At 46.5% G+C, this 12,391-nt stretch carries 9 protein-coding genes; 3 read left to right on the top strand and 6 right to left on the bottom strand.

The features are described 5' to 3' along the window. Positions 1-729 precede the first annotated feature (729 nt). Entirely contained in the window at positions 730-2,193 is a 1,464-nt protein-coding gene (locus QME03_RS08485; protein ID WP_274946840.1) for an SLC13 family permease, read from the bottom strand. A gap of 326 nt (positions 2,194-2,519) precedes the next feature. Here QME03_RS08485 and QME03_RS08480 point away from each other — a divergent pair, with 326 nt between their 5' ends. Together QME03_RS08480 and nifJ are read left to right on the top strand one after the other, a co-directional pair. Then, positions 2,520-3,707 (top strand): ATP-binding protein, encoded by a 1,188-nt coding sequence (locus QME03_RS08480; protein WP_025816194.1) that lies wholly within the window; start codon positions 2,520-2,522, stop codon positions 3,705-3,707. Between the two features lie 31 nt (positions 3,708-3,738). Beyond that, positions 3,739-7,311, top strand: a complete 3,573-nt coding sequence (nifJ, locus tag QME03_RS08475; RefSeq protein WP_110370309.1) for a pyruvate:ferredoxin (flavodoxin) oxidoreductase — start codon at positions 3,739-3,741, stop codon at positions 7,309-7,311. A gap of 275 nt (positions 7,312-7,586) precedes the next feature. On the opposite strand, the gene QME03_RS08470 is transcribed toward nifJ, so the two are convergent. The 5 genes from QME03_RS08470 to QME03_RS08450 form a co-directional block, all read right to left on the bottom strand. After that, positions 7,587-7,781, bottom strand: a complete 195-nt coding sequence (locus QME03_RS08470) for a hypothetical protein (RefSeq protein WP_025816192.1) — start codon at positions 7,779-7,781, stop codon at positions 7,587-7,589. Between the two features lie 18 nt (positions 7,782-7,799). After that, entirely contained in the window at positions 7,800-8,981 is a 1,182-nt protein-coding gene (locus tag QME03_RS08465) for a phosphoribosylaminoimidazolecarboxamide formyltransferase (RefSeq protein ID WP_273146357.1), read from the bottom strand. A 119-nt stretch (positions 8,982-9,100) separates the two neighbouring features. Continuing rightward, positions 9,101-9,502, bottom strand: a complete 402-nt coding sequence (locus tag QME03_RS08460) for a DUF2752 domain-containing protein (protein ID WP_281724082.1) — start codon at positions 9,500-9,502, stop codon at positions 9,101-9,103. A gap of 1 nt (position 9,503) precedes the next feature. After that, the gene (locus QME03_RS08455) at positions 9,504-9,836 is read right to left on the bottom strand and encodes a TM2 domain-containing protein (protein ID WP_025816188.1); all 333 of its coding nucleotides are present in this window, start codon (positions 9,834-9,836) and stop codon (positions 9,504-9,506) included. Between the two features lie 213 nt (positions 9,837-10,049). Further along, positions 10,050-11,645 carry a leucine-rich repeat domain-containing protein gene (locus QME03_RS08450; protein WP_281724081.1) on the bottom strand — a complete coding sequence of 532 codons (1,596 nt, stop codon included), beginning with the start codon at positions 11,643-11,645 and terminating at the stop codon, positions 10,050-10,052. 300 nt (positions 11,646-11,945) lie between these two features. Here QME03_RS08450 and QME03_RS08445 point away from each other — a divergent pair, with 300 nt between their 5' ends. After that, positions 11,946-12,233 (top strand): hypothetical protein, encoded by a 288-nt coding sequence (locus QME03_RS08445; RefSeq protein ID WP_211310073.1) that lies wholly within the window; start codon positions 11,946-11,948, stop codon positions 12,231-12,233. Positions 12,234-12,391 lie beyond the last annotated feature (158 nt).

Raw genomic sequence — 12,391 nt, 5'->3', positions numbered from 1 at the left:
ACTGCATTTAGTAGGAGTTAGCACTGCGTTTTGTAGGAGTTAGCACTGCGTTTTGCTGCAAATAGCCCAAAAGTTGGTGCAAATCTCGTTTTTTTACTAAAAATGGTTTTTTTGAATTTGCTGGAATTGTTCTTTTTTGTGCGACAACAAACTCTCGCGAGAATTGATTATTTGCGAGCGAGTGAGATGATGGTGCGCAAAAATGCCTCTTTTTGTGTTAAATTCCGTGCGTAATATTTTACAGCTAGCGAACAAAACAGCATTTTTTCTAAAGCCCAAATTGGTTGTTAGCGTAAGGAAGGGTTTTGTGTGTTGTTGAGCACTTTGCCTAGATTATTCTTTTTTGTACAACTGGCAATGCCAAAGGAATAAGGCAGCCTTGATGTTGACAAGCAAACGAAGGATGGACAGGAGCAATGCAAAGCTTACAAAGCATGAAATAAGCGGCTTAACAACCTATTGAGGTAAACGAAGGTAAGGCAAATAACAAGGTGGTTTCACAGCCAACCCGCAGGATAAGCAGAGATGAACGAGGCAGGTGAGAAGTGAAGACTTGGTGAGTAGTGGGTGAAAGATAATGAGTGGTGGCTTTGTTTGCAAGAAGTGGAAGGCGATTGAGAAATCAGCGTTAGAGTGCTAACATACCAAACAAACTATAAAAACAAAAGCAAGCGATGCCGTAGTTACGGACACCGCTTGCAGGCGTTTGTTTGTATGTTACTGTTCTAATTAAATCAAACCCGATTTGCCCACGAAGAACAAAACCATGTAGCCAAGTACAAGGCCAATGATGCCGATAGAGAGACCAATCTTCATCATTTCGTTCTGGTTAACCAGTCCGGTAGAGTGAGCAATAGCATTTGGAGGAGTACTGATGGGCAAGCACATGGCAGTAGAAGCGGCGATGGCTATACCGATAAGTACGGTGGGAGTGCCACCGATGCCGTTAAGGCTGTCGCCCATACCCTTACAAACAACGGCGAGGATGGGTACCAAGAGGGCAGCAGTGGCCGTGTTAGAGATGAAGTTGGAGAGCATATAGCATATCACACCCGATATGAGCAGGATGACCAAAGGCGACCAGCTGTCAAACGGAATGCTCTTAATAGCCAGTTCGGCAAGTTTAGATTCGTTGAGGGCAAGGCCTAGCGCGAAGCCTCCGGCCACCATCCAGATAACGCTCCAGTTAATTTCTTGCAGGTCTTTGGCTTTAACCACGCCTGTAAGCGCAAACACAGCGATGGGCAGCATGGCCACAGTGTTGGCACCAACACCTGTAACTTTGTCGAGCATCCAGAGCAGTACGGTTACGCAGAAGGTGACAGCAATCACCGGTGTGCGCCAACTTTTTTGCACTTCGCCATCGATGTGCAGGTCTATTTCTTTTTTCTTAAAAGGGAAAAAGGTTTTCAGCAGATACCAGCCAATAAGTAGCAGCACGATAGTTAGTGGCAGCATAAAGGCCATCCACTGTCCAAATCCAAGGCCCAAGTTCAGACCGTTAACATCGTTTAGATACTTTAGGGCAATAGCATTGGGAGGCGTACCGATGGGTGTACCCATACCGCCGATGTTGGCAGCCACGGGAATAGCCAGCGTTAAAGCCACTCGGCCCTTGCCTTCGGGAGGTAAAGCCTTGAAAACAGGTGTAAGGAAGGTGAGCATCATGGCAGCCGTAGCGGTGTTTGAAACGAACATTGAGAAGGCGCCCGTGATGAGAATAAAACCCAAGAGCACCATTTCAGATTTGCGACCGAAAGGGCGTAGCAGGTTACGTGCCAAGAAAACGTCCAGTCCCGACTTCGTTGCGGCGATGGCCAACATAAATCCGCCCAAGAATAGAATGATAATGGGGTCGGCAAAGGTGGCCATGAGAGCGCTGTGATGCAGCAGTTCCGACTTGTCGATGCCATCTCTGAAGAAGAGGAAAGCGTTGTCGGATGTGGTAAATAGCAAGGCCGCTATTAGCACCACCGACGTAGCCCACGACGAAATAGCTTCTGTTACCCACATGATAGTGGCAAAAGCGAAGATGGCTATCACACGTTGCTGGATAACCGTTAACCCTTCAATGCCAAAAGCAGTAGAGGGCAAGTTCCATAAAACGGTGGTTATTAACACCGCCACGATGAACAAGGCGAACTTTTTAAATCTGAAGACCTCGCTCAATGTGTTTCTTTTTTGTTCAGACATATTAATTTATGTGTTTATGGTTAGTAACATCGGGGCAAAGTTAAGTATTTTTTTTTTCCAACAAAAGAAATAATGGAAAACTTTACACATAACTTCAAAACTTTATTCAAAACATGTTTTTAGGGCATAGAAAGGCTTTGAAAGTAAGCTGATGGTTAATAGAAGGGGGTTGTTTTATGTTGAAGAGCTATTTTTTGAACCCTTGCGGGGCTTCGTACCTAAAAAAGATGATAGGTATTGTTTATTTTGTAAGGTAGAGTTTGCAAATTTGATAAATAAGTACTACCTTTGCATGGTTTTAATCGCTTAAATATAGTAGTATAACTATGGAGGCTTTTTTTCGCACTCACGCTTATCTTGTGGAGCATACCAATGCCACGTTGCGTCGAACCCTGATGGATGAAATAGATTGGGGCGACCGCTTAATTGGCATTAAGGGAACGCGTGGGGTGGGGAAGACCACATTTTTGCTACAATATGCGAAAGAGAAGTTTGCTCGTGGCGACAGGCAATGTTTGTATATCAATATGAACAACTTCTATTTCCAAAGTCGTGGCATCGCCGATTTTGCAGCCGACTTTGTTGCGCATGGTGGAAAGGTGTTGTTAATCGACCAGGTATTTAAACAACCCGATTGGAGCTCGGAACTTCGTAAGTGCTACGACCGTTATCCAGAACTGAAAATCATCTTCACTGGGTCGAGCGTTATGCGGCTTAAAGACGAAAACCCAGAGCTTAACGGCATCGTTAAAAGCTATAACTTGCGGGGATTCTCGTTTAGAGAATATCTCAATATTGTTACAGGCAACCAGTTTAAGGCCTACAGCTTGGAAGAGATACTAACTCAACACGAGAGCATCGTAAAGGAGATATTGCCTGTGGTGAGTCCGGCAAAGCATTTTCGCGACTATGTGCACCATGGTTTTTATCCTTTCTTCTTAGAGCAACGCAACTTTTCGGAAAATCTGTTGAAGACAATGAACATGATGACCGAAGTGGACATACTGCTCATTAAGCAGATAGATTTGAAGTATCTCACCAAGATAAAGAAGCTGTTTTATCTGCTGTCGCTCAACCCAACGAAAGCCCCCAACATCAGTCAGCTGGCTCTAGACATCGAGACAAGCCGTGCAACGGTGATGAACTACATAAAATATTTGGCCGATGCGCGCTTGATAAACATGATGTATCTAGTGGGAGACGATTTTCCCAAGAAGCCTTCTAAGATAATGATGCACAATTCAAACTTGCTTTACACCGTCTATCCCATAGTGGCCGACGAACAAGTGGTCATGGAAACATTCTTCGTTAATGCCCTTTGGAAAGACCATTTGGTGAACCAAGGCAACAAAGAACAGTTTTATATTGTAGACGAGAAATGGAAATTTCGCATCTGCGATGCACGCGGTACAGGCAAGGTTAGATATAACACCGATACCATATACGCCCGATACAACACCGAAGTGGGTAAAGACAATAAGATGCCCCTTTGGCTTTTCGGGTTTCTCTATTAAATACAAATACATTAATTAATATTTTATTCAAATGGCAAAAGAAAAAAAGTTTATCACTTGTGATGGTAACGAGGCCGCCGCTCATGTGAGCTATATGTTCTCTGAGGTAGCAGCTATTTATCCCATCACCCCGTCTTCGCCCATGGCTGAGCACGTAGACTCGTGGTCGGCAAAAGGAAGGAAGAACCTATTCGGACAAACGGTAATGGTTCAAGAAATGCAATCCGAGGGTGGAGCCGCTGGTGCCATGCATGGTTCGCTGCAAGCAGGTGCGCTTACTACTACTTTTACAGCATCGCAAGGTTTGCTGTTGATGATACCCAACATGTACAAAATAGCTGGCGAGATGTTGCCTTGCGTGTTCGATGTGTCGGCACGTGCCATCGCTTCGCATGCACTTTGTATCTTTGGCGACCACTCAGACGTTATGGCTTGTCGCCAAACAGGTTTCGCCATGTTCTGTTCGGGTTCGGTACAAGAGGTGATGGATCTCACCGCTGTGCCCCACTTGGCAACGCTTCGCACAAGCATACCCTTCGTTAACTTCTTCGATGGCTTCCGTACATCGCACGAATATCAGAAGATTGAACTGATAGACCAAGACGAGATTGCTAAGCTGGTGAACCCCGACGACATCAAACGTTTCCGCGATCGCGCCCTTTCGCCCGAACGCCCCGTTACTCGCGGTACAGCCGAAAACCCCGAAACATTCTTCACTCACCGTGAGGCTTGCAACCAGCACTACGACAATATCCCCGAAGTGGTTGAAGAGTATCTGGGTAAGATTTCAGAAATCACTGGTCGCGAATATCATCTCTTCTCTTATTATGGTGCTCAAGATGCCGAAAACATCATTATCTTGATGGGCTCGGCCACCGAAGCAGCTCGCGAAGCCATCGATTATCAGATGAAACAAGGCAAGAAGGTGGGTATGATTTCTGTTCACCTCTATCGTCCATTCTCGGTTAAGCACCTGTTGGCTGCTGTTCCTAAGACCGTGAAGCGCATTGCTGTGCTCGACCGTACCAAAGAACCTGGAGCCGAAGGCGAACCTCTATACCTCGATGTTAAGAGCGCATTTTACGATGTGGAAAACAAACCTCTCATCGTTGGCGGTCGTTATGGACTGGGTTCTTCGGATACTACCCCTGCTAAGATTCTCTCTGTATTCAACAACCTCGAACTAGAAGTGCCCAAAAACCACTTCACCGTGGGTATTGTAGACGACGTTACGTTTACTTCTTTGCCCGCAGTTCCCGAGATTCCTATGGGTGCTGATGGCATTTTTGAGGCTAAATTCTACGGACTGGGTGCAGACGGTACAGTTGGAGCTAACAAAAACTCGGTGAAAATCATCGGCGACAACACCAATAAGCACTGTCAAGCTTACTTCTCTTACGACTCAAAGAAGTCGGGTGGTTTCACTTGCTCGCACTTGCGCTTTGGCAACTCGCCCATCCACTCAACATATCAGGTTAACACGCCCAACTTCGTGGCATGCCACGTGCAGGCTTACCTGAACATGTACGACGTAATTCGCGGTTTGCAAAAGAATGGCACTTTCTTGCTCAACACCATCTTCGAAGGCGAAGAGCTGGTTAAGTTCATCCCCAACCGCATCAAACGTTACTTCGCAGAGAACAATATCACCGTTTATTATATGAACGCTTCGAAGATTGCACAAGAGATTGGATTGGGCAACCGCACCAATACCATCCTGCAAAGTGCTTTCTTCCGCATCACAGAGGTTATCCCCGTTGACCTGGCTATCGAGCAAATGAAGAAGTTCATTGTGAAATCGTATGGCAATAAGGGACAAGACGTGGTTGATAAGAACTATGCAGCCGTTGACCGCGGTGGCGAATACAAGACGTTGGCTGTTGACCCAGCATGGGCAAACCTTGCTGATGACGCTGTTGCCGCAGAAGAAGACGTTCCCGCATACATCAAAGAAATTGTACGCCCCATCAATGCTCAGTCTGGCGACTTGCTGAAAGTGTCTGACTTTGTGCGCTACGATATGGTTGATGGTACAATGGCAAATGGTTCGTCTGCTTTCGAAAAACGTGGCGTTGAGGCTTTCAACCCCGAGTGGACTGCCGACAATTGTATCCAATGTAACAAGTGTGCTTACGTTTGTCCTCACGCTTGTATCCGCCCATTCGTTCTCGACGAAGAAGAAATGAAGGACTTCGAGGATGCAACACTCGAAATGAAGGTGCCAAAGCCTATGGCAGGAATGAACTTCCGCATACAGGTGAGCGTGCTCGACTGTGTGGGTTGTGGTAACTGTGCCGACGTTTGTCCTGGCAACAAAAATGGTAAGGCACTCGCAATGGTGCCCTTCACTCACGACGAAAAGCAAATTTCTAACTGGAATTATTTGGCTAAGAACGTTAAGAGCAAGCAACATTTGGTAGACATTAAGAGCAATGTGAAGAACTCGCAGTTTGCACAACCCCTCTTCGAATTCTCTGGAGCATGTGCTGGTTGTGGTGAAACACCTTACGTTAAGCTCATTTCTCAACTCTATGGCGACCGCGAAATGGTTGCCAACGCCACAGGTTGTTCGTCTATTTATTCTGCTTCTATTCCTTCAACACCTTACACCACCAACGAAGCAGGTCAAGGTCCTGCATTCGATAACTCATTGTTCGAAGACTTCTGCGAATTTGGTATGGGTATGGCACTTGGTAATAAGAAGATGCGCGAACGCATTGTGATGCTGCTTTCTGAACTCTTGGCTAACGATAGCGTACCTGCCGACTTCAAGGAGGCTGCCAACGAGTGGATTAACACCAAGGACGATGCCGACGCTTCTAAGCTATCGGCTGCCAAACTGAAACCATTTATCGAGGCTGGTGCCGCTCAAGGTTGCCAAACCTGCGCCGAACTGAAGACGCTCGACCACTATCTCGTTAAGCGTTCGCAATGGATTATCGGTGGCGACGGTGCTTCTTACGACATTGGTTACGGCGGTCTCGACCACGTTATCGCTTCGGGTGAAGATGTAAACATCTTGGTTCTCGACACCGAGGTTTACTCTAACACTGGCGGACAAAGCTCTAAGTCTACTCCTCTTGGTGCCATTGCCCAGTTTGCTGCTCAAGGTAAACGCATCCGTAAGAAAGATTTAGGACTCATGGCAACCACTTATGGCTATGTGTATGTAGCACAAATCGCTATGGGTGCCGACCAAGCACAGACCTTTAAGGCCATCCGCGAAGCCGAAGCCTATCCAGGTCCGTCGCTCATCATCGCTTATGCACCTTGTATCAACCACGGTTTGAAAGCCGGAATGGGTAAGAGTCAGGCCGAAGAGGCTAACGCTGTTGCCGCTGGTTACTGGCACTTGTGGCGCTACAACCCACAATTGGCCGACGAAGGCAAGAACCCCTTCACGCTGGATTCTAAAGAACCCGACTGGAGTAAGTTCCACGACTTCCTCCTTGGTGAGGTGCGTTACCTCTCTGTAAAGAAGGCTTATCCCAACGAAGCTGAAGAGTTGTTCAAGGCTGCCGAAGAGATGGCTAAGCTACGCTATAAGAGCTACGTACGCAAGTCTAAAGAAGACTGGAGCAACGAAGGCGAAGCCGAGGCTTAAACACGATAAAGGCTTAGAGCCACGCTTATAATAAAGGGTGAGACATGTGCCACTTGGGCATGTGCTCACCCTTTTTTTTGTTTTCTTTTCTGCTTTTCTTTTTAAGGCAGTACCAAACTATTTGGACTAGATATTGAGCAATTCGCCAGCTTCATCGCTTGATAACATCTCAGCGATGTTGCAAAAAATAAAAGGAGAACCACGCCAATGAGAGGTGGTTCTCCTTTTTTTATTGCGTTTAGCAAGGCAAAAAGGCAAGAGCTTGGTGCAGTTGCCTATCGCTTTTTATGTCTGTTGGCGCGTTGCTCGCGGTATTTGGCCTTTTGTTTAGCCGCACCGCTGCCGTGCGCTCCAGTGATATATTTTTTCTTTTTGGCTTTGGTTTTAACCTTATCGTCTTTTTTTTCGCCTCCCGAAGAGCCTTTGCGGAAGGTCATTCCGCCACCAGCAATTATCTCGTCTATATCCATGTGCAATATGTTTAGGGATTAATGGTGGAACAATCTCACGCCTGTGAAGGCCATGGCGATGTTGTATTTGTTGCAAGTGTCGATAACATGGTCGTCGCGAACCGATCCACCGGCCTGCGCGATAAAGTCAACACCGCTTTTATGTGCGCGTTCGATGTTGTCGCCAAAGGGGAAAAAGGCATCGCTACCTAGGCAAACGCCATGGTTTTGAGCAATCCATTGGCGTTTTTCTTCAAGGGTAAGAGGTTCGGGTTTGGTTTTGAAAAACTGCTGCCATACACCCTCTGCCAATACATCTTCGCATTCTTCGCCGATGTAGAGGTCGATAGTGTTGTCGCGATCGGCCCTTCGGATATTGTCTACAAAGGGCAAATTCATCACTTTGGGGTGCTGTCTTAGCCACCAAATATCGGCCTTGTTACCAGCCAAACGTGTGCAGTGAATGCGACTTTGCTGACCAGCACCGATGCCAATAGCTTGTCCGTCTTTCACATAGCACACCGAATTGCTCTGTGTATATTTAAGGGTGATGAGGGCGATGATAAGGTCGCGTAGTGCTTCGGGTGTGAAATGTTTGTTTTGTGTGGGGATATTTTCAAACAATTTGGGGTCGTCTAATTTGATTTCGTTGCGTCCTTGTTCGAATGTGATGCCAAAAACTTGCTTGTGCTCGAGTGGTTCGGGCGTGTAAGCAGGGTTGATTTGCAGTACGTTATATGTTCCTTTTCGCTTCTCCTTCAGTATGGCGAGGGCTTCGGGTGTATAGCTTGGTGCTATAACACCATCCGAAACCTCGGGCTTAATGAGCAAAGCCGTAGCCTCGTCGCAGGTGTCGCTCAGTGCGATAAAGTCGCCATAGCTGCTCATTCTGTCTGCTCCACGAGCTCTTGCGTATGCACATGCAATGGGCGAGAGCGGCGTCTTGGCCTCGTCAACAAAGTAAATGTGCTTCAGCGTGTCGCTAAGTGGTAGGCCAACGGCTGCTCCTGCTGGCGACACATGTTTGAAACTGGCTGCGGCAGGCAGGCCTATGGCGGCTTTAAGTTCCTTAACTAGCTGCCAACTGTTAAGTGCATCAAGAAAATTGATGTAGCCAGGGCGTCCGCTTAGCACTTTGATGGGAAGTTCGCCTTCGGTAACATAGATGCGCGAAGGCTTTTGGTTGGGATTGCAACCATACTTCAAGGCAAGTTCTTTCATCTTTATAATGTGGTTTAATTGCCTTGCAAAGATAGTAAAAAATAATGGTAATTAGCTTATAAAGTGTGCAATGGGTTGTGGATTAGGCCATAAAACGCTTGGGGTAATGGCCTTTGCGCTTAAATAAAGTGCACCACAAGCAGGTAAACCCACACGCCTAGCTCCCACAATATAAAGGCTGCAAACACATGTTTGCGGTTAAGCGTGGTTTGTGCTGTGGCGTAAAGCCGCTGGGTGAGTGGTTTTTTGCTCCACCATCCGCCTATTAGCGCCAAAGTAAAAGCTATTGATGCGGGTGCAACGATAGATACATTGGGATTGGTAATAAATGCGTTCCACATTTCGCCTTGTAGAAGATGGCGCATGGCGCGTGTGGTTCCGCAAGCAGGACAAGGTAATCCAGTTGCCGAACGTAATGGGCATATAACTATATTTGTTTGCCAAACAACGTTCAGCAACAGCCAAGCCACCCCTGTGAAATACACAAGCGTGGCAATGAATGTTCCTTGTTTGATGGTCAATTTAGAAGAGGGTCATCAGTTTCTTAAGGTTCTCATGGCGCGCAGCATCCATAACGAGGAAGAGGTCGATGATGGCCCAGAGATAAAAACCACCGCAAGTCAACAGCTTAATAATGCCTAGAGCGGTGTGCCCAAGGTAAAATCTGTCTATTCCAAGAATGCCACCGAGCAACGAAATGATGAGCACGGTGATGGGATCTTTAAATTGCAAGCACGCCAGCATGGTGACTTGTTCGTCGTTCATTCTTTCAAATATCTCGCGAACTTGCATTAAACTCTCCTCTGGGAAGTACTTGCCGTATGTAATGAGTAGTGAATTAACGTCTTTCTCCATCTTGAATGTGTGTTATTTTGTTGCAAAGTTACGTAATATCTTTTACAAATTAAGGAATGATGCATCAAAATAATAGGCTTTTTCTGTTCTTAAGGTTAGATGGTGGTGTGTTTGTAGGATTATTTGTGTTGCACTGGTGCCACCTTAAACGTTGACAAGTGAACAGATTGGCTATGCAACCTGTTCACTTGTCTGCGTGTTAGTGGGTTTATCTTATTTCACTAACACCTTCTTTATGGTGCCGTCGCTCATCTTAATGATGTTCACGCCTGGTTGTTGGCCATTGATACGAACGCCCTGGAGGTTGAAACGAGCCACTTCTACAATTTCTTTCTGAGTTGAAGAGGTGTTGCCAATGGCAGTGACAACCGCTTTGAGGTCGTCGTCGATGTTGCTTACATTCATGCCATTCCAGTCGCCCGACTTCTCATAGGCTTTCTTTTGGCCTTTCACCACGTGCAAGTTGATGCTACCAGCGAACTCTGCAAATGCATCTCGATGGCACGAAGGCGGGTTAGTGGCATAGACATTGAGTGTTATTTCGCTGCTGTTGTAGGCCAATAGTTTGGCGCCAATATATTCAAGGGTAGAGGGTAGCGTGATGTTTTCCAACGTATAGCATGCTGTGAACATGCCATCGCCAAGGCGTTTAACGCCTTCGGGTATGGTTACCGATTCTATTTCGCTGAAGAAGAAACAGCTGTCGCCAATCTCTTTTACAGTAGAGGGGATGTTAACTTGGCAGCCCGAGAATGTAAATGCCCACTTGCCTATCTTTGTTAGTCCTTCGGGCAGTATCACGTTGTTTAGTTTTACTTTCTTTTTAAGGGTTTTATTGGAGATGTGCTTGTAAGCATTTCCTCCGCCACAATCTTGAAAAGCACCCGTTGCCAGTTCTTTAACTGTTGTGGGCACAGTGTAGCTATTGCCTGGTTTTGAAGCGGGATGGCATATAAGCAGGGTGAGTTCCTTATTAAATAGCACGCCAGCCTGCGAGGTATAGTGTGCATTTTCTGTATTCACGGCAATGCTGTCGAGCGCATAGGTTGAGGCAAAAGCGTCTTCGCCAATGCGGGTAACGCTTTTGGGGATGATGATGGTGCTGATGTGTTTGGCTCCTCCAAAAGCCAAATGTCCAATACGTTCTATCACTCCAGGCACTTCCACCTTGCCCTTACCCTTTTTAAAGCATTGCAGCAGGGTGTTGTCGGCATTTCGAATAAGCAGACTGTCTACAAGGTCGAAATGCTTATTGGTGGCAGGAACGCTCACTTCGGTTAGGTTTTTGAGCAGTGCAAACGCGCCTTCGCCAACTTTTTCTATCGTAACGGGCAGGTTTACGCGTTGTATGGCAGTACCCACAAAAGCAAAGTCGCCAACGCTTTTTAGTCCTTCGGGCAAGTCGGCCTTACGCAGCGAGTTGGTGTAAGCAAAGGCGTAGGCGCCCACTTCTTTAAGCGTGGTGGGGAAATATACGTGGGTGACGTAGGTTAGACCATGCAACCAGTGGGCCGGGATGCGCTCTAGTTGCGCTTCTTGCAGGTTAATGCTGTGCAAGTCGCTTAGCGAACTGGGTTTGGCTAGCTTGGCCAAGAAACGCATATCGACTTCGTTTAGCGGACCAATAATGCGCAAACCCTGGTAGCTGTCGGGGTTGGTCTCGGCAAACACCTGCTCAAGTGTTCCGGCTTTGGTTACGGTTAGGGTGGTTTGGTTTAGGTAACCATCCTTGTCGTTGCTCTTAGCGCGCTGCGCCATCATATTTAATGTGCAGGTGAGGAGCAACAGTTGTAGTAGAATTTTCTTCATGAACTTGTAAATATTAGGTGTGAAATGTTACGCGTTTTTTAGTGTAATGCAGGCGCAAGGCGCATTGTCGGCAGTTCTTGTCGCAGTTTGTTGCGTCGTGTCTTCGCGCTGTGTCGTTCACACAGTCGTAAAACATTCTGTTTCGGCTACAAAATTACGGCATTAGTTTGTGTCGGGCAATACCTAAAAAAAGGTATTTTATTTTCTTGCAGCTTGCATATTTCGAAAGCTTTTTTATACCTTTGCAACGATAAAACGAGTGGGTTGGCTATTACTAGCCAATCTTATAATGGCATTAAGATGATGAAGCGGGATTTAACAGCGTTGGTAAAGGCTGTAGAAAAGAAATTCGGACAGAGCGTAACCATGGCAACCGACTTTGAAAAGTTGGCGTTTGCGTTTGCAAAACAACACGTGGCGTTGCAACCCACGATGCTAAAAAAGCTGTGGGCACAGATATCTGGAGCCGAGAAACCTTCGGTTGAATTGTTGGATAAAGTGGCGTTGTTTGTGGGCTTCCAAAGTTGGAAAGACTTTAAAGATGCACTTCACGGCGACGACGACGGACAAACCAACTACGAAGTGTAGACCTTGTGTGCGCCTCATGGCGTCTCTCTTCGCGCCAAACATTCTGCATCACGCTGATTGTAGGCGTTTTTCTATGATATAAAGTGCGTTTGTCTTATGTGCTGCACCATGCTTTTGCACATAAGTGAGGGTTAACTACTCCTTATTGCACTCGATAA

It is taken from the genome of Hoylesella shahii, from assembly GCF_937990675.1.
Classification (GTDB): Bacteria; Bacteroidota; Bacteroidia; order Bacteroidales; family Bacteroidaceae; genus Prevotella; species Prevotella shahii.
The sequence above is the reverse complement of the archived record's forward strand: the minus strand, read 5'-3'. Positions and strand labels throughout refer to the sequence as shown.

Coding starts and splice junctions, on each gene's coding strand:
- QME03_RS08485 (WP_274946840.1), bottom strand. CDS start 2,193: ATGTCTGAACAAAAAAGAAACACATTGAGCGAGGTCTTCAGATTTAAA.
- QME03_RS08445 (WP_211310073.1), top strand. CDS start 11,946: ATGATGAAGCGGGATTTAACAGCGTTGGTAAAGGCTGTAGAAAAGAAA.
- QME03_RS08480 (WP_025816194.1), top strand. CDS start 2,520: ATGGAGGCTTTTTTTCGCACTCACGCTTATCTTGTGGAGCATACCAAT.
- nifJ (WP_110370309.1), top strand. CDS start 3,739: ATGGCAAAAGAAAAAAAGTTTATCACTTGTGATGGTAACGAGGCCGCC.
- QME03_RS08450 (WP_281724081.1), bottom strand. CDS start 11,645: ATGAAGAAAATTCTACTACAACTGTTGCTCCTCACCTGCACATTAAAT.
- QME03_RS08470 (WP_025816192.1), bottom strand. CDS start 7,781: ATGGATATAGACGAGATAATTGCTGGTGGCGGAATGACCTTCCGCAAA.
- QME03_RS08455 (WP_025816188.1), bottom strand. CDS start 9,836: ATGGAGAAAGACGTTAATTCACTACTCATTACATACGGCAAGTACTTC.
- QME03_RS08465 (WP_273146357.1), bottom strand. CDS start 8,981: ATGAAAGAACTTGCCTTGAAGTATGGTTGCAATCCCAACCAAAAGCCT.